The sequence below is a fragment of the Paenibacillus sp. RS8 genome (genome assembly GCF_041956825.1).
In the GTDB taxonomy this organism is placed as follows: domain Bacteria; phylum Bacillota; class Bacilli; order Paenibacillales; family Paenibacillaceae; genus Paenibacillus_AQ.
The window spans coordinates 4,489,888-4,511,496 of the sequence record NZ_CP168131.1; the positions used below are offsets into that span (position 1 = coordinate 4,489,888).

Consider the following 21,609-nt stretch of genomic DNA (forward strand, 5'->3'; position numbering starts at 1 on the left):
AAGCTTAAATGAAATGAATGATTGCGGAGGTGACGTTATGAACGAAACAGGGGCTTGCATTGTGCGCAGGGATCGGACGATTCTACTGGAATGCGCACATCCTGGTTTTGAGAAGGCGAGGAAGGAGCTAGGAACCTTTGCAGAGCTTGTAAAGAGTCCTCCGGCTTACCACACCTATAGAATCACTCCATTATCACTATGGAATGCTGCAGCGCTTAATTACACAGCTGAGGCAATTATCTCAAGTCTGCATCATCTCGCACGCTGGGGTGTTCCTGCAGGGCTGGAGGAAGAGATCGGAACGCTTCTCTCTAGGTATGGGAAGCTGACTCTTCACGGACAGAAGACTTCGAATGAGATCATTACGCTTAAGGCTGACTCAGCTGAAATACTGGATGAACTAGGGAATGAATCTGTTCTAAAGGCATTAGGTTTACAGAGGATAAATCCACTAGAAAGCACATGCCTTGCAAAGAACAGAGGGCTTTTAAAGCAAGAGCTGATGAGACTAGGCTATCCTGTACTGGATTATGCGGGTTATCATGTCGGACAAGCTCTAAGTTTGGCATGGAAGGAGAACGGAAATAACGCAAAGGATGGAGCGAAAGGTGAAGCTTTTGGACTGCGTGAATATCAGCAGGAGGCCGTTCAGATGTTTCAAGGCATAGAAGGGCAGGGAGGCAGCGGGGTAGTTGTGTTGCCTTGTGGAGCGGGTAAGACGGTAGTGGGATTGGCCGTTCTTGAAAGTCTACAATGCGAAACACTGATCTTAACTTCAAATACGACATCTGTAAGACAATGGGTAGATGAGCTGCTTGAGCGAACCGATTTGGATGATGAGTCTATTGGTGAATATTCCGGTGAAAAAAGAGAAGTGCGGCCTGTTACTATAGCTACCTATCAGATACTAACGCACCGTCAATCCAAAGGCGGTCCTTTTCTCCATATGAAGCTGTTCAACGAACGCAACTGGGGTTTGATTATTTATGATGAGGTCCATCTGCTTCCAGCCCCAGTCTTCCGGGCTACTGCAGATATTCAGGCTACTAGAAGACTAGGTCTCACTGCAACTCTGGTTAGAGAAGACGGGAAGGAAGGGGACGTATTCTCATTGATCGGGCCTAAGCGTTACGACATGCGCTGGAAGGAGCTGGAGCAGCAGGGCTGGATTGCAGAGGTTGAATGTGTCGAGATGATCGTACCGATGTGTTCTGAGTTAAGGCAGAAATACTTGTATGCGGAAGCGAAAGAGAAATTTCGTATGGCCTCATGCAATCCTGCCAAAGTTGAGGTTGTAATTGAGCTTTTAAAAGCCCATCAGGGATCATCAGTTCTGGTTATCGGACAGTATCTTGATCAATTAACGGAATTAGCGGATAAGTTAGATGCACCGTTGATTACTGGCAAAACGAAGCAGCGAGAAAGAGATGAGTTGTATGCAGCTTTTAACGAGGGAATAATACAGGTGCTTGTTGTCTCTAAAGTAGCGAATTTTGCGGTTAATTTGCCAGATGCGTCGATAGCTATTGAGGTTTCAGGAGCTTTTGGATCCAGACAGGAGGAGGCTCAGCGTTTAGGACGAATCTTGCGTCCGAAAGCTGGTGAGAATAAAGCGTACTTCTATTCGCTGGTATCTGAAGATAGTCGGGAGCAGGATTTCGCTATGCGCCGCCGGATGTTTTTGACAGAACAGGGCTATGAATATGTCGTTAAAATGGTGCCGAGCGGAAAGGAGCGAACGATCCATTGAACCAGCTATCAGCAGAAGCATTAGAGGTCTTAAAGCGATTATGTGCTGCTTATGCAGCCCAACCCTTTGACGAAGGGAAAGAAGAGCGTTTGCGCCCAACGAAGCTCTGCCGTGCCGAACAAAAGCTTGCAATGAATGAACTGCGACGTGCGGGGCTGTTAACTGCGAGGCATAAAATATTGGGTGAGAAGCTGTACCAGATACCGGTTGAACAACTATCAGCGCTAGAACAAGAATTCTTCCCACACCAACCAAAGTTTATAGAGGGGCATTCAGTGAATCTATCCATGGAGGCAGGCGCTGGACTGGCAGTAGATCTGTTTCGGGCATTGCAGTTCATTACACGTGAAGGCCTACCACTGACCGCTAAGGGAATCATTCATAAAAGAAATCTAAACCGCTTAGCGGCTCAGCTTTCTTTTCACGATAAACATTTACTGGGGCTCACTATGGGCACTCCTTCGGATGAATTGAATGTTCTGTCAGCCACTCTAGTAGTAGACATCATGTTGTGTCTTGGGCTTATTACCAGACTGGAAACAGGTTATAGACTTAACCAGGATATGCTGGAGCGTTGGTTGCAGCTTCCTGAGACAAGGATGACAGACATCCTGTATGGGATTGTTATTCATCGTTGTGGAAGCATTGGGCCTGCTGATCAGCATTTTCGTTATTTGATATCCGGCAAAGCTTTTGTACCAGAGAAATGGACAGCGCTGCCTGAGCTACTGGACTGGATGACTGATATGAATCTAACCGGAACGGTCACCCGAGATGAGCTGGAACAATCAAGCTTGCGCTGGCTTCAATGTTTAACAGGCTTTGGATGGTGTGAATTGGGGTGCACATCTGAGGGTATCCAGTGTTTTCGCTGGACTGCTGTAAAACCGATGTTGATGACGGGTAACGAGTCCGTCCCTGATTCTGAGACAGATATTTCGAATGAGATGTTTATTGTACAGCCCGATTTTGAAGTCCTGATTCCACCGGAGGTGTCCTATACCGTTCGCTGGATTTTAGCTGGATGCGCAGAACTGCTGCAAACGGATACGATGTGGAGTTTTCGGCTGACCCGAGAGATGCTTGTACATGCATCAGAGAGACGGATGCCTCCAGAAGAAGCAATTGCTTGGATAAGAAATCATGCACGGGGCGGTCTGCCATCTGTGGTGGAGCTGTCTTTAGAGCAATGGGGAAAAAGCATTGGCCGAACATCACTCTCGGAGGTCATCCTGTTGACTTGCCAGACGGAAGAGGATGGAGCGGCAATCGCAGCCCATCCGCGACTACAAGATAGCCTTAAGCGTATTGGTCCGCTTCATTTCCTAGTATCTCCAGAGTCTGTAGAGCAGATGCGTAAGGAATTGTTTTTAGCAGGATTGGCTCCTTCCAGGATGATTGGAGGACGTGAGGAGGAGGACACGGACACTGTTTGGACTTCGTTTAATCAAGAAGCAGAAACCGAGCAAGTGTTGTATTCACTCCCAGTACTAAATTCTGAACTAAGGCTACTCCACCGCGGTAATCCCTTTTTAAACCTACCTGTTATTTCTCCTGAGCAGGAGGAGGATATCTTATTAGATGGGGATAATGTACCCCAGATCTGGAGCAAGGAATGGCGACATTATCATAGCTCAACCGCTCAGAAAGTAATGGAGCAGGGGTTGAAATGGGGAATTAAGGTGCGATTTTCCTTGAAGGATCAAATGTTAGATTTCATCCCCTCCAGAATAAAAGGAAATCCTTGGAAAGTGGAGGGGCATCTCTTATATAACGATGGTGAAACGGTTGAAGAAATAGAGCTGACCCCTGAGGACTGGAAGGAAATGAAGTTAGTTATTCCCAAAAGGCGAAGAAATTCCTCTTCTGCTGAAGTGAGTGATTATGTTATGATAGAAAAGTCTACTGAATTCGGTAGAACATTAACGTAGAAAAGAGCTGAGTTCATGAGCGTAGCGGAATTAAATACGGTCGATATGGCTGAAGTGCTGACATACGCCTATGAATTAGGCGATATGATTAATCAATCCGCCGAAGTGTCGGATTACTTATACTGGAAAGGACGGGTTGATACGAACCCGGAAATTCAGGCCATGGTCAAACGACTTCAAGCTAAGAAGGAGTTGTTTGAAGAAACACAACGATTCGGACATTTTCATCCGAACTATCATTCAGCGAAGGATGAGGTTTCAGCAGTAGAAGCGGAACTGGAGCAGTTCGAAGAGGTTGTTCGTTTCAAACTGGCAGAGAAGACACTTGACGACATTCTGCACTCCATGTCGGAAGCGATTGCTTTTTCAGTATCGGATAGCATTAAAGTACCAAGTAATGATCCTTCCCCTAAAGGTGGATGCGGCAGCGGGGGAAAATGCTCCTGCGGATAAGCTTCCTTTAGGATTTAGAGAGAGAAAGGCGGTTAAGCTTATGTTTGCGGAACGGACAGGATACATCATTTGGGTAAGTGACGTTAAAGCGGCACGTAACCTTGAGAAATACGGAACATTACATTATGTTTCTCGGAAAATGCATTACGCGGTGATGTATGTAAATGCAGAACGTGCCGAGGAAGTTATGAAGAATGTCCGCAGACTCTCCTACGTTCGTAAGATCGAAAGATCCTATCGTAACGAAATTAAGACAGAGTATACCAGTAATGGGCCGGACAAGTCCCGTAATTACGGTATGTAATTTTTGGAGATGAACAGGCGCTTAAGCAGCGCCTGTTTTTTTATGCGCAGATCTAGAGTAAACGCGGCTTCTCCTGTGGTCTGAACTTGTACAACTTTCAGCAATGAGGTAAGATGACAACATTAAGTACATACAAAGACCCTTATGGTGGAGTGTGATGATGATGCGCAACAAAGGGACGGATTGGCCCAGCACTTACGAGCCCTTCCACATCATGCTGAACGACTACAGGGTCGCTGACATCGTTATAACAAATCATGCGAAGAGTCGTTATTTGGACCGGATCAGTAAAGGTGTAAGCAATGACGAAGAGGTCGCCGCATGGATGTGGCAGTGCCTGATGCAGAATCGGCTCAAGCCTTTTTCAGACAGTGATTTTAACGCGTATTTAATTGACGATGACTCTGTAGTAATCGCTGAGTTCACGGAATTGACAGGAGAAAAAGATATTTCAGGTCAGCCATTATATTCTATGATCATCGTTTCGTTTCTTGGGAGAATCTCTTCAACACCACAATTGAGAGATTTAAAGACTTACTTTTCGCTGCTGCGCAATTCCCGCCGCACTAAGCTAACGAAGAAGAAGCGTAAACGCAAATAGTGTATAAAGTTCGGACTGAAGGCATGCAGCGGTGGCTGCATGTCCTTTTTAAAAATATAAGAAAACATAAGTTTCATACCACCATACATAATCCTTAAGTTTCTTCTAAAGATAGCACAAGGAGTTGCAGCACATGAACTTTCATCAGTTACATATCTTTTATACGGTCTCAGAACGAGGGAGCTTCTCAGCGGCGGCGCAGACACTACATATGACTCAACCAGCAGTGACCATGCAAGTACAGGCGCTGGAGGATTATTTTGGAACCAAGCTCTTTAATCGTTCTACCAAAAAAATCATGCTCTCCGAAGCAGGGCATACCCTAATGCCATACGCGCTGCGCAGCATTCAATTGATGCGTGAGACAGATCAAGCGATGTCGGCGTTTACGCATATGCTGGAGGGACGTCTGCAGCTTGGGGCAAGCCTTACCATTGGGGAGTATGTGCTGCCGCGGCTGTTAGGTCCTTTTGGAAAGCAATATCCGAACATTTCAATTATGATGAAAGTCATGAATACCTCGCAAATTATGGAGGAAATCCTAAAGCATCAGTTGAATTTCGGTTTAATTGAAGCACCGGTGACACATCCTGATATGGTGATTGAGCCGGTGATGGGGGATGAGCTGAAATTGATTGTACCCCATGGTCATCCACTTGCAGAGCAGCAGGAGGTTTCTCTGGAAGATGTGCTTCAGCACCCTTTCGTATTGCGTGAACAGGGTTCAGGAACGCGGCGTGTGATGGAAGAGCAGCTGTTCTCGAAGGGGCTTGATCCGGGAGCCATGAAAATAGTGATGGAGCTTGGTAGCACGGGTGCTGTGAAGTCGGCAGTGGAGGCTGGACTTGGGATTACAATTATCTCAACCTCTTCTGTTAAGCATGAGGTGGCGCTTGGACTTCTGAAAATCGTGAATATCTCGGATGCCTCCTTTAAAAGACAGTTCTACGCTATTCATTTAAAATCGACACTGTTGCCGATTTCTGCAGTGACATTCTTGACTTTTTTACGTGAGCATTCGAATGATAACTAAAGCTTGAATGGCTAAAAGACGGAAACTTAGAAACTAGCGTTAGAGGTGATAGAAATGGAGAATGAAACTAGACTGGATGAACTGAAGGGCGACAGATCGGAGCATGTTAACGTCGGTCGATGCGATCTACACACGCATACTCAAGCCTCTGATGGCATGCAGCCACCGGAGGAAAATGTACGTCTCGCTAAAGAGAAGGGCTTAACCGCTGTTGCCATTACGGATCATGACACGGTGGCTGGTGTGAAGGAAGCCTGCGAAGCAGGAGAAAAGTACGGAATTACTGTTGTACCGGGTGTAGAGATCAGCACTCGTGCCGGAGGTAAAGATATTCATGTTCTTGGTTACTACGTAGATCCAACAAATGAATTGTTTCTATCCCGCTTGGAAGGGCTAAGGGATACTCGGGCAGTAAGGAATGAAGCGATAATCTCTAAGCTACGTGGGCTAGGAATTAAGATAACACTAGAGGCAGTGGTCGCGGGGATTGGGCGGGAACTGAAGCCTGATGAGAGTATTGGCCGGCCACATATTGCTGATGAGCTGGTTCGTCTTGGAGTCGCTACAGATATGAGAGATGCCTTTAACAAATTTTTAGCCGAAGGAGCAGCAGCCTACGTGTCCCCTCCGCGAATCACGCCCGAGGAAGCCTGTGATTGGATTATCGAGGCCGGTGGCTCTCCAGTATTGGCGCATCCAGTACTATACGGTGACGACCAGTTGGTGCGTGAGATATTGAAGCAGGGTGCTTTTAAAGGGATTGAGGCCTATCATTCGGATCACAAGTCCGCTGATTCAGAGCGTTACCTAACCATGGCTGAAGAATATGGCTTGATTGTAACCGGTGGCTCGGATTTTCATGGTGCCCGTCAAGGTGTTATATTTCATGGAGATATCGGTAGTGTTACGGTTCCTGTAAGTGTGCTGGAACAGTTGAAGAACTTGATAAGTAATTAGAGGTCATGCACTCTTGCAAAATAAAAAAACCGGCTGTCATCCATACAAGGACGACAACCGGTTTTTTTATGATTTAGCTTCTTAAAGTATTAGGGAGACTCTTAATACGATCCTCATCCGGTGTGACAAACAACGTCTTCTGATGATCATAGATCACAAATCCGGGTTTGGAACCACTCGGTTTACGTACATGGCGGATCAGTGTGCAGTCGACAGGAACACTGCTTGATTGCTTCGCTTGACTGAAATAAGCGGCAAGCTGGGCGGCTTCTTCTAATGTGGCATCTCCAAACTCCTCACTTCGGATGACCACATGAGAACCAGGGATATCCTTGGTATGCAGCCAAGTGTCATTAGGCGAAGCTAGTCGATTGGTGACGTATTCGTTCTGTAAATTGTTTTTTCCGACATAAATGTCGATGCCTTCTGAAGAGGTGAAGACTTGCAATGTAGGTCTGGTTGCTTTTTTCTTCTTTTTACCCTTTTTGCTTCGGTCACGTAGGTATCCTTGGCTTACAAGTTCGTCACGGATTTCCTCTATGTCATTCAATGAAGCATGGGCAAGCTGCTGGAGTAAACTTTCCATGTAGGAAATTTCCTCATGTGTCTTAATCAACTGCTCATTAATAACAAGAAGGCTGTTCTTATACTTGTTGTACTTTTTAAAATAACGTTGTGCGTTATCTGATGGGCTTAATAAAGGGTCAAGCGGGATGACCATTTCAGCCTGATTTTCGTCATAATAATTGACCAATGAGGCTTCTTTATCTCCTTTGGACACGGCATGTAACGATGCGAATAATAATTCACCCCAAATGCGATAACGATCTGCGTCTTGGGCTTCGTCTAGATCCTTCTGAAGATTGGCGAGCTTCTTTACGTTTTTGCTTCGTTCGTTGCTTAGGAAACGGATCAAATCACTTACCCGTTGCTTCACCGTATCACGTTCGGCTTTATCCCCGTAATAATCCTCCATACACTCGCTGATCGAGTTATATTGCTTCGCGTTTTCACCTAATAGGGTTAACGGAATCGAGGAAAAAATCATTTTCCCTTTTGCATTTGCACCTGAAACAGGTGAGAATTCGCAATTATGCACAGGTCCCATTACAGACTGGAAGGCGTCCCATAATTTTATTGGAAATTCTGCTGCAGACCCCTGTGTATCACCTATCGCAAGGTTATTTCTGAGACGAAGAGCGATCTCTCCTGCAACAAGTGGACTCATTCCACTGAAGGCATGCACCATCCAGCCAACGGGATCAGCAGATGGAGAGGGACCACCTGATCCGTCTGGTTTCTGCTCAACTTCTTCTTTTGTAATCAGATTAGCGAGCTCACCTTCTATGATTTCTTCTGGTTTGGTCTCCTTCTCATCTTCTTTCAGTAGAGCGGCTTCTTCAGCTGCTGAGATCAAATGTAGAAATTGTTCTTTGTCGATTTCCAGAGGGTTGAGCTTGTGTTGCTGAGGAGGCTCTGTGTAAGCGACTCCGGGCATTACGATCCGGTAGCTACTGATTGATGGAGTAACGTGATGAATGCCGTCTATGATCGTTCCAGTGCTGAGATCTGTAAGGATGATATTACTATGACGTCCCATGAGCTCTATGATGATCTTTTTGGCAGAGACGTCTCCAAGCTCATCTCTAGTCCTAACATTTATGTGAATAATTCGTTCCATGCCTACCTGAGCGATACTCTCGATCGTCCCACCTTCACAATGCTTACGCATGAGCATGCAGAACATAGGTGCTTCTGAAGGGTTTATACTGTTTCTTTCTGTAAGATGCAGACGCGGATATGTCGGATTAGCGGAGAGCAATAGCTTGCCACCGCCGCCGGCGCCTCGTAGGTTGAAGATAAGATCGTGGTTGTTCGGTTGATATATTTTGCCTATGCGTGCACCGATGAATGATTGCAGTTCGTGCACGATAGCTCGTGTAACTATGCCGTCTAATGCCATGATAAAGCTCTCCTGTCGACGTGAAATGAATTTCTAAAATTCTTAAAATATAAGAAAGTATAAGTTGTACACCATACTTTTGGTCTTATATTCTTCGCTTAAACGCTTACCGCCCTTATTAGAACACCGAAGACGTTAAAGCTTACCTCTCTATGATGCCATACTTTGGGACATTCGCGCAAAAGGGGAATTAGATAGGCGGTGATATTATTGGACGACCTTGAATACACTTGGTCATGAACAGGTGGAAAAGCTGTGCGCCGCCGGAAGTCAAGAAACGACCGGGAGGGAAAGAAAAGTCATGGAACAAAACAGTTGGCACCGGCTCGGTGCAGAAGAGCTCCAGAAAATGTTCAATGTCCATCCGAGGACGGGCCTCAGTGGAGAGGATGCCGCGGAGCGACGGAAGCAAATTGGGTATAACGAGCTGTCCGAAGGAAAGACCGTATCCCCGTTTACCCTGCTGTTGAACCAGTTTAAGGATTTCATGGTGCTTGTGCTTATGGGTGCGACGCTCGTATCCGGTTTGCTTGGCGAATATTTGGATGCCATCACGATCATCGCGATTATCCTTTTAAACGGAGCCCTTGGGTTTGTTCAAGAGTTCCGCGCCGAACGTTCGCTAAGAGCTTTAAAGCAGCTCTCTGCACCTTCTGCCAAAGTTCTGCGTGGGGGGAACAGCGAGGTTATTCCAGCAAAGATGTTAGTACCAGGTGATATTGTCTTGCTGGAGAGTGGTGATCGAATACCCGCGGATATACGATGGCTGGATTGCAGTTCTCTATATGTGGAGGAATCCGCGCTAACTGGGGAATCGCTGCCTGTCTCGAAGCATTCGGATGTGATCCGCGCGGAGGAGCTTCCGCTCGGTGATCAGAAGAATCTTGGGTTCATGGGCACAATGGTAACCAGGGGTACTGGTAAAGCTATCGTAATTCGAACGGGTATGGACACAGAGATGGGTAAGATTGCAGACCTGATCCAGAATACAGAATCTCAGGAAACTCCGCTTCAGCATCGTCTCGAGCAGTTAGGGAAAATTTTAATCTATGTATCACTAGGTTTAACTATTGTAGTTGTAGCAGCCGGTATTTTACATGGACAGCCTGCCACAGCAATGTTCTTGGCCGGGGTAAGCTTGGCGGTCGCTGCGATTCCGGAAGGGCTTCCGGCCATTGTAACCATCGCACTTGCGCTGGGTGTGCAGAGGATGATCAAACGAAAGGCCATCGTTCGTAAATTACCTTCAGTGGAAACCTTGGGCTGCGCATCCGTCATCTGTTCGGACAAGACGGGTACATTGACTCAAAATAAAATGACGGTGACCCGATTATGGACGGGCGGACGTGGCCTTGAAGTAACAGGTGAAGGTTATGCTCCGAACGGACAGGTTCTGGAGAAAGGTAAACCGGTAGATCTCAAAAATGATCAAAGTTTAAGACGGATGCTACAGGTGGGTGCTTTGTGCAGTAATGCGGAGATCATCGAGACCTTTCCGACTGAAGTGCGGGGTAAGCGTAAAGGGAAGGATAAGGACATCGTAGTTGATAAGTCATCTGACAGCTCATCCATCTGGGAGCTTAAAGGAGATCCGACCGAAGGAGCTCTCGTGGCACTTTCAGGGAAGATGGGTTTGACTGCCCAGACACTAGCTGTAACATATTCCCGTGAGAAGGAATTTCCATTCGATTCTGAGCGGAAGTTAATGTCAGTTATCATTGGTCATCCCGGAGGACGGATGGTATGTACGAAAGGTGCGCCTGATGTTCTGCTTAATCGCTGTTCATATATGCTCTGGGAGGGCGGTGTTGTGCCTTTAACGCCAACATTGCGGCAGAAAGTACTCGATGCTAATGAGCAAATGGCATCAGGTGCTCTTCGTGTCCTAGGTATGGCTTATCGTGATATTCGTCCAAGTGAAAATATGGATAGTGAAAAGGATGCGGAATCCCAGCTCGTCTTTATCGGATTGGCGGGGATGATTGATCCGCCAAGACGTGAAGTCCGCGATGCCATTAGCGTCACACGTCGAGCAGGAATTAAGACTGTAATGATTACTGGGGACCACGGAACGACTGCAGAGGCCATTGCGCATCAATTAGGAATTCTGCAACGTGGAGGCACGGTACTAACAGGGGCTCAACTAACTCGGATGGATGATGATGAGCTGGATAAAGTATCGGACAATGTGTATGTATTCGCCCGCGTATCTCCTGAGCATAAGCTTCGTATCGTGAAATCTTTGCAGCGCCGTGGTCATGTAGTGGCTATGACCGGGGACGGAGTCAATGACGCTCCAGCCATTAAAGCGGCAGATATAGGAATATCTATGGGGATCACTGGTACAGATGTGACCAAGGAAGCCTCTTCTCTAGTCCTAGGGGACGACAATTTCTCAACCATTGTTGCTGCCATTGAAGAGGGTAGAAACATTTATGAGAACATTCGTAAATTCATTCGTTACCTACTAGCATCAAATGTGGGAGAGATCTTGACCATGTTCTTCGCTATGATGCTTGGTCTGCCTCTGCCACTCGTGCCTATCCAAATCTTATGGGTGAATCTGGTGACAGACGGACTGCCAGCCATGGCGCTTGGTGTTGACCAACCCGAAAAGGATTTGATGGAGCATAAACCGCGTGGGGCGAAGGAAAATATTTTTGCCCGCCGTTTAGGGTGGAAGATCATAAGCCGTGGATTCTTAATCGGTTTATGTACGTTAGGTGCATTTTGGCTAACCTTACGTGTGGCACCAGAGAATCCAGCGCAGCTGATTCGAGCTCAGTCCGTAGCTTTTGCGACACTCGTTATGGCGCAGTTGATTCATGTCTTCGATTGCCGCAGTTCACGTTCGGTGTTCCATCGAAATCCGTTTCAGAATAAGTACCTAGTTCTTGCTGTATTGTCATCCGTGATTCTGATGCTGGCTGTAATGTATATTCCGTTTCTACAACCTGTCTTCAAAACAGTGCCGCTTAATTTCCGTGAGTGGTGCCTTGTATTTGTAACAGCGGGGATTCCGACCTTCCTGATGGGCGCTGGCAGTGTTTGGGGTGGAAAACGTAATCGTGGTCGTAGCGGAAGCAATTCGATGATAAAAAGTACAAAAATTTCGGCATAAAGTTAATAGTATTGCTCCATTCCTAAAGGTATACTTGTTGCAGTTAACAGCTCGTATACTTGTGAAGGGCTACATTACACAGAATATTAAGCTTAAGCGATTGCTAACATAACATAACCTTTAGGAGTGGACTTTCAATGGAATTCACAAAAATGCACGGGCTCGGCAATGACTTTATCGTAGTTTTTGGCGAGCAAGAACTACCAAGCAATGCAGCAGAGCTTGCTGTAACCCTATGCAATCGGTTCTTCGGAATTGGCGCGGACGGACTTGTATACATCCTACCGTCTGAACGTGGTGATTACATGATGCGAATTATGAATTCTGATGGTTCGGAGGCGGAGCAGTGCGGAAATGCTATTCGCTGTGTATCTAAATATGTATATGATCATGGCCTGGTAAACTCCGAGCAGATTATAATTGAAACGATTGGTGCCGGAGAGCAAAAGGTTACCTTGAATGTGAAAGACGGTGTGGTGGAAACTGTAACGGTTGATATGGGCGAACCTATATTGTCCGGTCTTCAAATTCCGGTAGCTATTGATGCAGAACCAGTACTCTCAGAGTCGATTGAATCGGACGGAACCGAATTTAAGTTTACAGCAGTATCAATGGGTAATCCTCATTGCGTTATTTATGTAGACGATGCCGTATCTTTTGATCTTGCGACATGGGGACCTAAGTTAGAAGTACATCCGTTGTTCCCAAGAAAGGTAAACGTCGAGTTCGCAACGGTTCTGGATCGAGGTAGAGTAGATATGCGGGTATGGGAACGTGGAGCTGGACCCACACTTGCTTGTGGGACTGGAGCTTGCGCAACTTTAGTGTCTTCTGTGCTGAATGGCCTGACAGATCGAGCGGCTTGGATTAGTCTAAAGGGTGGCGATCTCTTCATTGAATGGAATGAAGATGATAACCATGTGTATATGACAGGTCCTGCTGAGGTTGCATTCACAGGTAGTGTAGTGCTATAAAAAATAATGATTCGAATCGTATTACTGAATAAAGGGCAATTCAAGAGCTCATTCTTGGATTGCTTTTTTTTGTTTCGATGTTGTGCTGCATTTCAATCCGAATAATGGAAGACCTAACCGAAAATAATAGTCTTAATTATGAGAAAGAGGTGAACTTGCTGAACATGAAAGGATGGAATAGAAGAAATAAGTCCGGCAATGGCCTGCAAGGGAATCCTTCACAGTCAGGCAGACTAACAATAAATCTTACGCAGTCGATAGAACATATAATTACTGAGCTAGGTGATAGTCCTGATCTCAAAATAAGACAGGTAAGGCTAGGTGAACACAGTCCTGTCCATGCAGCGGCCCTTCATCTTAGTGGTTTGGTTCAACCGGAGGCCGTTGACGAATTTATTGTCGGTTCTTTGCTCGGTGTTACTAATGAGATGTTAAACGAGCAAATCCCTGCCACAGGAAATGTGATGGATTTTATACTGAATCGTACCCTAGAAATTGGTGATGCTAAGATACAGGACGAATGGAAAGAAATTCTGCTGGCAATTCTTTCGGGAGATACGGTGATTTTAATTGAGGGATATGCCAGTGCGATTGTGTGTGATACCCAAGGCGGGGAGACACGTTCGGTCACTGAGCCTACTTCTCAGCTTGTTGTTCGGGGACCCAAGGACAGCTTTGTGGAATCGCTTGCCACGAATATTTCCTTAATCCGTCGAAGACTAAAAACTCCTAATTTAAGATTGGAGTATATGAGAATTGGTGAGGTATCTCAGACGATTGTGGCGTTGATGTTCATTAAAGGCATTGTTGACGAAAAGCTGGTCGATGAAGTGAGGAAACGGCTGGGAGAGATTAAGATCGATGCGATTCTGGAATCCGGTTATATCGAAGAGCTGATTCAGGATAAAACCTTCACTCCATTTCCAACAATCAATAACAGTGAGCGACCAGATGTCGCGGCGTCAAATCTTTTAGAGGGAAGAATAGTACTTGTTGTAGATGGAACTCCCTTTATTTTGATTTTGCCGGCCGTTTTCACACTTTTTTTTCAATCCTCATCGGATTATGCTGAAAGATTCGATATCTCATTTTTTATGCTGCTTATCCGGTATATCAGCTTTATAGTTCTAATCTTGGGACCTTCTATCTATATAGCATTAACCACGTTTCACTATGAAATGATCCCAACAACCTTATTGATCAACCTGTTATCGCAACGAGAAAATGTTCCATTTCCGGCTTTTGTGGAGGCGATATTAATGGAGGGGGCGTTTGAAATTATCAGAGAAGCTGGAGTGCGAATGCCCCGTGCGGTGGGGCAAACCGTATCCGTTGTGGGTGCTTTGATTCTGGGGCAGGCTGTGGTAGAGGCTGGGATCATCACGCCGGTTATGGTTATTGTTGTGGCACTAACAGGTATTGTGAGTTTTGCAATTCCCTCTTATAACATGGCAATTTCAGGGCGGATTATTCGATTTGCTTTTTTGATACTTGCAGGTATGTTTGGATTTTACGGCATTACACTTGGCTTAATCGTACTGGTTGCACATATGAACAGTCTGCGTTCATTTGGTATCCCTTACTTGTCACCCGTAGTTCCTCTATCGGTGAAGAGGCAAAAAGATACCTTTTTAAGGTTACCTGTATGGATTCATAATAAGGGACGTTCTACTTCTCCCGGTGAACACGGGGATAGTCCGGCGGGTGAGAAAATTAACACTGGACATGAAGCTAACCTTTCACCTGTCATCAATGGGATAGACGATGGTGGGGGTTCTAATAAGAAAGGAGCTTCTGATGAAAGTTAAAGGGAATGTTCTAATTCGTTCTGCGTGGCCTCTTATACTGCTTCTCGTGCTCACTGGCTGCTGGGACAGCGTTGAATTAAACAGAAGAGCGATTGTTACAGGTGTGGCCGTTGATAGAGGCTCTACGGAGGAGGAAAAATATGTCCTTACCTTTCAAGTCATTATTGCAGACGAAATTTCAGGAGAAAATGCCAGAGGGACCTCACCTGTTGCAGTTTATACAGGCAAAGGTCGCAGCATGTTTGAAGCATTGGCTGACGGCTCCCGTCAGACCGCCCGCTTTTTGTCACTTGGTCATATTCGAGTAGTCGTAATTTCGGAAAAATTTGCCCGTGAAGGAATCAAGGACATTATGGATTTATTGGAAAGAGAAAGTGAAACGAGATTAACCAGTCTTCTCTTTATATCTAAGAGACAACCAGCAAGCGACAGTATGACTACGATGACTGTTTTCGGAAGAATTCCAGCGAATGATTTGGTGGAAAAGCTTGAGACGACCTCCAAACAGTTTGGCTACAATTACCGAATGGAGGTAGATGATGTCGTACGCGGGATTCAAATTCCTAGTGGGGGGCCGATGATTAATGGGGTCGAAGTTACTGGTGATGTGGAGCGAAGAGACTCGAATGAAAATATTAAAACGATCAAACCGAAGGCTGCGCTGCGGGTTACAGAGCTGGCTGTTTTTAAAAATGACAAGCTGATCGGGTGGCTACACGGAGATCAAGCCATTGGGTCCGCCCTGTTAAAAAATAAAATCACACAAATGCCTGCAGTGGTTGCTATCGGTAAGAACGAATATGTGTCTTTTAATGTGTATCTCTCGCAGGTTCAAGTCAAGGTGAACGCAAAAGATGCAGAGAATCCAATATTTACCATAAGTATTACTCAACAAGCGGGTTTAAAAGAGTCGCCCAATAATTTGAATCTGAGGGACCCCAATGTGTTAAATGATCTGTCCAGGCTTATGGAGAAGCATACACGAGATCAAGTATGGGAAGCGATAAATGAATCAAGAGCGCTAAAGAGTGACTATTTGGGTTTTGGAGAAGTGGTAGAACGTGAGAATCCTCGTGGATGGAAAAAAGTCAAAGATCATTGGGAGGATATATTTGCGACCTGTGAGATTAAGATTGATGAGGATGTCGTGATTAGGCATACCGATATGCGAAGCGATTCTTTTCAGGTCAATAAGAAATAACGTTTAAGGAGGAGCGGGTATGAATAAAGGCAGTATAAAAATTGGTGTATTCCAAATCTTCTCCTTAACATTGTTGTTCGAGCTTGGGACAGCTTTGGTGGTGAATCTAGGGATGGAAGCGGGAAAAGATGCATGGATTTCCATTATGATCGGTGATTTTATTGGAGTAGCTGTTTTCGCGGGATATACCTTTCTCTATCGAAAGTTTCCTGATTTACCGCTAACGGCTTATGTCCGAAAGGTACTAGGCAGATATTTGGGATCGGTAATAGCGTTAGGTTACATCATCCTATTTCTGAATTTAGCGGGAAGGGATTTGCGAGATGGCAGCACCATGCTTGTTATGGCAACCATGCATCGGACTCCGTTATTCATTATAGCCATGCTGATGGTCTTATCAAGCGCTTATGTATTGCATAAGGGAATAGAGGTATTAGCCAGAACTTCGATGGTTTTCTTAACGCTTGTATTAATGATAGGTCTTTTTAGCTCGATGATGCTGATGTTTTCGGGTTCAATTAATCTCCATTTACTTCAGCCCGTTTTCCAGAATGGATTCGAGCCCATCCTCGCCTCTGTAGTCAAACAAAATTATATGTTTCCTTTTGGTGAAATGGTCTGTTTTACTATGCTGATGCCTTATCTTGATAACGCAAAAAAAGGGCCCTGGATCATTGCAACGGGTATATTTGTATCAGGCATACTATTGAGTCTGACTATGGTCTTAAACATATCTGTTCTTGGATCTGATATTGTTAAAAGATCGCTACTTCCGCTGATGCCTACGATTAGTAAGATTTCTATTTCTGATTTTGTTCAACGGCTAGATATTTTAGTTGTTATGGTGCTTATCATTGGTGTTTTTTTTAAAATGGCAGTTTTTTTTGCAGCAGCCCTGATCGGTATATCAGAGTTATTTAAAATTCCTTATCGGAGGATGGTCTATCCGACAGCTTTGATTATCTTGTTTAGTTCTATGCTGGATGCACGAAGCTTCACCGAGCATATAGATGAGGGTGGAAAACTGCTGTATACGGTGTATCCCTTCTTTATGGTGTTAATCCCGCTGATCCTTATCCTTGTTACAGCGTTAAAGAGTCACTTTTCAGCTCCGCGTTCAGGTTGACGTCCGGTCTTCCAGGCCAGAATATCAGGACCAAGCAGACATAACAGCAAGATGATGGCCGCAGTTTTCTCAGAGGCAGTGTATAGTAAGTAATTTAGAATGTACTGGATGTTACCCACTCCATAACCAAATAGCCAATCCCCCAAATACAGATATGATAAACACAAAATGCTTAAGAGTAGGATAATTGCGTATTTTCGGATCAGAAGTTTTCTAGTTTTTTTCTTCACTGGATTTGCTCCTTTTCGTTAATTTAACGTTAGTATGAAGCTTTTAATACCCGATCATGCATACCCGGACCGGGTGTCTGATTGCTTTTCTTTTGAAAGCTTATCATCCATACCGATTTATGATACATTAGTATGAAACTAATGAGTCAGGGGAGGATTTTGCAGTGAAGCCGGATCTACGTTCCGCATGGGGAAACAAAGTATTGGTCGGAGACGGAGCGATGGGTACCTATTTATATCAGAAGGGTTTCCCTGTCGGCATTTCCTACGAAGAATTAAATTTGACCTCTCCAGGGGTTATCGAAGATGTACATCGCAGCTATATAGATGCAGGGGCAGTGCTGCTAGAAAGCAACACCTTCTCAGCGAATTTTGACAGGCTGTCCAAATATGGTTTGGAGTCCAAGGTTGAAGAAATTAATCGTGCCGGAGTAAGAATCGCTCGTAAAGCTGCTGGAGATACTGGTTATGTATTAGGTGCTGTAGGCTCCATTCGCGCCGGTAAGCGTGCAAATCTCTCATCAACAGAGTTGAAGAAGTATTTTACGCAGCAGATCACAGCATTGTTAGAAGAAGAAGTAGACGGCATTATGCTAGAAACCTTCTACGATGTCGAGGAACTTCACCTTGCACTAAGAACTGTACGTAAACATAGTACTCTCCCAGTCATTTGCCAATTTGCTGTCGATGAATCAGCTCGTACGTTGGATGGACTGACGCTGCCAGAGGCTTTTCGCATTCTTGAAGGTGACGGAGCAGATATCATCGGATTTAACTGTAATACGGGTCCAAATGGAATTAAGAGAGCGCTGAAAGCTGTACAAGGTAATCTGGTTCTACCGACCTCGGTCTATCCGAATGCAGGTGTTGCCGATTATGTAGACGGAGAATACCGGTATGGGGCTTCGCCGGAATATTTCGGGCAGATGGCAGTAACTTTTGCAGAAATGGGTTGCAGAATTATCGGCGGCTGCTGTGGTACTACACCGCAGCATATTGCTGAAATTTCTTCCGCATTAAAAGGTTACGAACCTCAGCCACTTCCAAAACCGTCGATTGTGACGGTGGAACGTGTATCGCTGCAAGAGCATTTTGGTGAAGATGAGGGAAGAGATGGCAGAGAGCCGAACCTGGTTGATTTAGTAAAAGAACGCCATACGGTTATCGTTGAGCTGGATCCTCCCCGTGATTTGGATATCGCCAAGTTTATGCAGGGTGCAGAAGCGCTGAGAAGAGCGGGTGCGGATGCGTTGACACTCGCCGATAACTCACTGGCTGTTACACGGATGAGCAATATGGCTTTAGGACATTTGGTGCACGCTAAAACTGGACTTCGTCCGCTGGTGCATGTTGCTTGTCGGGACCGTAATCTGATCGGTACTCAATCGCATTTGATGGGTTTTGATGCGCTTGGCATTGATCATGTGTTGGCGGTGACTGGAGACCCCGCAAAATTCGGAGATCTTCCTGGCTCAAGTTCGGTTTATGATTTAACCTCTTTTGAGATTATTCGAATGATTAAGCAATTGAATGATGGCATTTCCTTCTCTGGTAAACCTTTGAAGCAGAAAGCGAATTTTGTAATCGGTGCTGCCTTTAACCCAAATGTTAAACATTTAGATAAGGCTATACAGCGACTGGAGAAGAAAATTGCCTCTGGTGCGGATTATATTATGACCCAGCCAGTCTATGATCAGGAACTTATCGTGAAGATCGCAGAGGCCACTGCACATCTGGAAATCCCCGTGTTTATTGGTGTGATGCCACTGGCTAGTGGACGTAATGCAGAATTCCTTCATAATGAGGTTCCAGGCATTCAGCTTACCGATGAAGTCCGGAATCGCATGAAAGGACTTGAAGGGGAAGCAGGAAGAGCTGAAGGTGTTGCCATCGCTAAGGAGCTGCTAGATGTTGCTACAGCTCATTTCAATGGGATCTATTTGATGACACCGTTCATGTTCTATGATATGAGTGCACAGCTGATGGAGTATGTATGGGAGAAATCAGGACGTAAATTATCCCCCTTGTTTCGCTAGTAATAATCAATTACAATAGTGTAATGGATGTGATTCCGTTGTCATTTAGCATGACCGGATACGGTCAATCGTCCCTGCAATTCGGCGGCTACAAGATTATGTTCGAAGTGAAATCGGTGAATCACCGGTACTGCGAAGTTGTACTGCGGATGCCCCGGGATTGGACGGGTTATGAGGATGTGCTGAGAAGAAAGGTTCAACAGCACGTCAAACGGGGAAGGATAGATGTTACCATCAATAGAGAGCATGATGAGTCGTCTTCTGGACCGGTTCTGAATCGCTCTGCTGTCATGACTTATCTTAAGGCAGCAGATCAGCTTAAGAACGAGTATGGTTTGTCCGGTGAGTTGACTCTTCGTGATATACTTTCTATACCCGGTATTATGGAAAGCAAAGATGAGGCTGCGGGTGCCGTGTCCGCGGCCTTAGAAGACTACTCTGAAATGTTGGAGACGGGACTTGAGCAGAGTTTGCAGTCTCTGCTGGAGATGCGCGCCCGTGAAGGCAGTTTTCTAGTCGCTGATCTTGAACAGCGTCTCACCTATCTTGAGACCATGCATGCTGAAATGGTTGAACTTGCTCCTGTTGTAGTCATTGAATATCGTGACAAGCTACGTCACCGATTGAATGAGCTGAATGATGGGACGTTCGCTTTTGATGAGCATAAATTCGGGATGGAAATCGCTATTTTTGCTGATCGCTGTAATATTGATGAAGAGTTGACCCGGTTGTATAGTCATTTCGAACAATGCAGAACCCTCCTGAAGGGGAAAGGGCCGGTAGGACGCAAGCTGGATTTTCTCATTCAGGAGATGAACCGGGAGACGAATACAATCGGGTCGAAATGCAATCATTTAACTCTCGTGGGTCTTGTGCTAGACATGAAAGCAGAGCTAGAGAAGATTCGTGAACAAGCGGCAAACATAGAGTAACCGGGAACAGGTAATAGCATAGAACTTTATGGGGGGAACTACCGGAACATGGCAATTAAACTTATCAACATTGGCTTTGGGAATATTGTGTCCGCCAATCGCATTATTTCCATCGTCAGTCCGGAATCTGCACCAATCAAACGTATTATCCAGGAGGCTCGTGATCGACATATGTTGATCGACGCCACCTATGGCCGACGGACTCGTGCCGTAATCATTACAGATAGTGATCATGTCATTTTGTCGGCTGTACAGCCGGAGACTGTGGCGCATCGCTTATCCAGTAAAGATGACGACAACGACGAATAACAACTAAATGGAGTGTATTATGTCAAAAGGATTGCTCATCATATTATCCGGACCTTCCGGCGTAGGTAAAGGTACTGTATGTACTGCGCTACGTCCGAAGATGCCCGAACTTGTCTACTCAGTATCAGCTACTACTCGTAGTCCGCGTGCGGGTGAGGAAGACGGTGTGAACTATTTTTTCAAAAGCAAAGAGCAGTTTGCGGCTATGATAGAAGCCGATCAACTGCTTGAATATGCGGAGTACGTAGGTAATTTTTACGGTACTCCACGTGATTTTGTAGAGAGAACTCTCAATAGCGGCAAAGACATTATTCTCGAAATTGAGGTTCAGGGAGCTCTCAAAGTCAAAGAGAAATTTCCTGAAGGTATTTTTGTGTTCCTTCTTCCACCTTCTATGGACGAGTTGAAGGACCGCATACGCGGACGGGGTACGGAACATCCAGATGTGATCGATCACCGCATGACCGTAGCGGAGGATGAGATAAATCTAATGCAGCATTATGATTATGCTGTTGTGAATGATGAGATTGATCTGGCTTGTAAGAGAATAGAAAGCATCATTATCGCCGAACATTGTAAAGTCAGATAATGTATGCTGAAAGATTGAATGTATTACCAGTAAACTATGAAGAGGTGTCCCTGTGCTATATCCATCCATTGATGAAATGATGACCAAGGTTGACAGTAAGTATTCGCTCGTTGTAGCCGCAGCACGTCGTGCTAGACAATTGCGTGAGGGTGGTAAGACAGATGTAAAGAACCCTAGATCGCATAAATTCGTTGGTGTTGCTCTTGAAGAAATTTACGAAGATCGCATTACGCTTACCCGCGGTGAAGAGTAGTCGCAAGCCTATTTAGATATTCCCTTTTGTAGAAACGG

Annotated in this window: 19 protein-coding genes; 17 read left to right on the top strand and 2 right to left on the bottom strand. The window is 45.4% G+C overall.

Going from position 1 to position 21,609, the window contains the following annotated elements; all coding sequences use genetic code 11:
* The first annotated feature begins 37 nt into the window (after window positions 1-37).
* The 7 genes from ACDZ28_RS21205 (at window position 38) to ACDZ28_RS21235 (ending at window position 7,029) form a co-directional block, all read left to right on the top strand.
* Window positions 38-1,750 carry a DNA repair helicase XPB gene (locus ACDZ28_RS21205; RefSeq protein ID WP_375102692.1) on the top strand — a complete coding sequence of 571 codons (1,713 nt, stop codon included), beginning with the start codon at window positions 38-40 and terminating at the stop codon, window positions 1,748-1,750.
* Window positions 1,747-3,681 (top strand): helicase-associated domain-containing protein, encoded by a 1,935-nt coding sequence (locus ACDZ28_RS21210; RefSeq protein WP_375102693.1) that lies wholly within the window; start codon window positions 1,747-1,749, stop codon window positions 3,679-3,681. The genes ACDZ28_RS21205 and ACDZ28_RS21210 overlap by 4 nt, the downstream gene beginning before the upstream one ends.
* 15 nt (window positions 3,682-3,696) lie before the next feature.
* Window positions 3,697-4,134 (top strand): YlbF family regulator, encoded by a 438-nt coding sequence (locus tag ACDZ28_RS21215; protein WP_042126851.1) that lies wholly within the window; start codon window positions 3,697-3,699, stop codon window positions 4,132-4,134.
* Between the two features lie 40 nt (window positions 4,135-4,174).
* A complete protein-coding gene (locus ACDZ28_RS21220; protein WP_042126853.1) occupies window positions 4,175-4,438 on the top strand; it encodes a YlbG family protein in 264 nt (87 codons plus the stop codon).
* 163 nt (window positions 4,439-4,601) lie between these two features.
* On the top strand, window positions 4,602-5,039 hold the full coding sequence (locus ACDZ28_RS21225) for a hypothetical protein (protein ID WP_042132104.1): 438 nt from the start codon (window positions 4,602-4,604) through the stop codon (window positions 5,037-5,039).
* Between the two features lie 133 nt (window positions 5,040-5,172).
* Window positions 5,173-6,072, top strand: a complete 900-nt coding sequence (locus tag ACDZ28_RS21230; protein WP_042126855.1) for a selenium metabolism-associated LysR family transcriptional regulator — start codon at window positions 5,173-5,175, stop codon at window positions 6,070-6,072.
* A gap of 54 nt (window positions 6,073-6,126) precedes the next feature.
* On the top strand, window positions 6,127-7,029 hold the full coding sequence (locus tag ACDZ28_RS21235) for a PHP domain-containing protein (protein ID WP_375102694.1): 903 nt from the start codon (window positions 6,127-6,129) through the stop codon (window positions 7,027-7,029).
* A 73-nt stretch (window positions 7,030-7,102) separates the two neighbouring features.
* On the opposite strand, the gene ACDZ28_RS21240 is transcribed toward ACDZ28_RS21235, so the two are convergent.
* A complete protein-coding gene (locus tag ACDZ28_RS21240; RefSeq protein WP_375102695.1) occupies window positions 7,103-8,992 on the bottom strand; it encodes an NFACT RNA binding domain-containing protein in 1,890 nt (629 codons plus the stop codon).
* Window positions 8,993-9,293: 301 nt separating this feature from the next.
* On the opposite strand from ACDZ28_RS21240, the gene ACDZ28_RS21245 reads away from it, so the two are divergent.
* From ACDZ28_RS21245 to ACDZ28_RS21265, 5 genes are all read left to right on the top strand, one after another.
* Window positions 9,294-12,113, top strand: a complete 2,820-nt coding sequence (locus ACDZ28_RS21245) for a calcium-translocating P-type ATPase, SERCA-type (RefSeq protein WP_375102696.1) — start codon at window positions 9,294-9,296, stop codon at window positions 12,111-12,113.
* Between the two features lie 137 nt (window positions 12,114-12,250).
* Window positions 12,251-13,087 carry a diaminopimelate epimerase gene (gene dapF / locus ACDZ28_RS21250; protein WP_375102697.1) on the top strand — a complete coding sequence of 279 codons (837 nt, stop codon included), beginning with the start codon at window positions 12,251-12,253 and terminating at the stop codon, window positions 13,085-13,087.
* A gap of 164 nt (window positions 13,088-13,251) precedes the next feature.
* The gene (locus ACDZ28_RS21255) at window positions 13,252-14,895 is read left to right on the top strand and encodes a spore germination protein (protein WP_375102698.1); all 1,644 of its coding nucleotides are present in this window, start codon (window positions 13,252-13,254) and stop codon (window positions 14,893-14,895) included.
* Complete coding sequence (locus tag ACDZ28_RS21260) at window positions 14,885-16,096, top strand: Ger(x)C family spore germination protein (protein ID WP_375102699.1); 1,212 nt, start codon at window positions 14,885-14,887, stop codon at window positions 16,094-16,096. The genes ACDZ28_RS21255 and ACDZ28_RS21260 overlap by 11 nt, the downstream gene beginning before the upstream one ends.
* 19 nt (window positions 16,097-16,115) lie before the next feature.
* Complete coding sequence (locus tag ACDZ28_RS21265; protein WP_375102700.1) at window positions 16,116-17,222, top strand: GerAB/ArcD/ProY family transporter; 1,107 nt, start codon at window positions 16,116-16,118, stop codon at window positions 17,220-17,222.
* Here the strand turns inward: ACDZ28_RS21265 and ACDZ28_RS21270 are convergent.
* Window positions 17,195-17,452, bottom strand: coding sequence for a hypothetical protein (locus tag ACDZ28_RS21270; protein WP_042126868.1), 258 nt, complete (start codon window positions 17,450-17,452; stop codon window positions 17,195-17,197). The genes ACDZ28_RS21265 and ACDZ28_RS21270 overlap by 28 nt on opposite strands.
* A 164-nt stretch (window positions 17,453-17,616) precedes the next feature.
* On the opposite strand from ACDZ28_RS21270, the gene ACDZ28_RS21275 reads away from it, so the two are divergent.
* Genes ACDZ28_RS21275 through rpoZ form a run of 5 tightly spaced genes read left to right on the top strand, consistent with a single transcriptional unit; the run spans window position 17,617 to window position 21,571 of the window.
* Window positions 17,617-19,488, top strand: coding sequence for a bifunctional homocysteine S-methyltransferase/methylenetetrahydrofolate reductase (locus ACDZ28_RS21275; RefSeq protein WP_375102701.1), 1,872 nt, complete (start codon window positions 17,617-17,619; stop codon window positions 19,486-19,488).
* A gap of 38 nt (window positions 19,489-19,526) precedes the next feature.
* Window positions 19,527-20,420, top strand: a complete 894-nt coding sequence (locus ACDZ28_RS21280) for a YicC/YloC family endoribonuclease (RefSeq protein ID WP_042126872.1) — start codon at window positions 19,527-19,529, stop codon at window positions 20,418-20,420.
* A gap of 48 nt (window positions 20,421-20,468) precedes the next feature.
* A complete protein-coding gene (remA, locus tag ACDZ28_RS21285; RefSeq protein WP_006209218.1) occupies window positions 20,469-20,729 on the top strand; it encodes an extracellular matrix/biofilm regulator RemA in 261 nt (86 codons plus the stop codon).
* A 19-nt stretch (window positions 20,730-20,748) separates the two neighbouring features.
* Window positions 20,749-21,318 (top strand): guanylate kinase, encoded by a 570-nt coding sequence (gene gmk, locus ACDZ28_RS21290; RefSeq protein ID WP_042126879.1) that lies wholly within the window; start codon window positions 20,749-20,751, stop codon window positions 21,316-21,318.
* A gap of 52 nt (window positions 21,319-21,370) precedes the next feature.
* Window positions 21,371-21,571, top strand: coding sequence for a DNA-directed RNA polymerase subunit omega (gene rpoZ / locus ACDZ28_RS21295; RefSeq protein WP_036686188.1), 201 nt, complete (start codon window positions 21,371-21,373; stop codon window positions 21,569-21,571).
* Window positions 21,572-21,609: the final 38 nt, after the last annotated feature.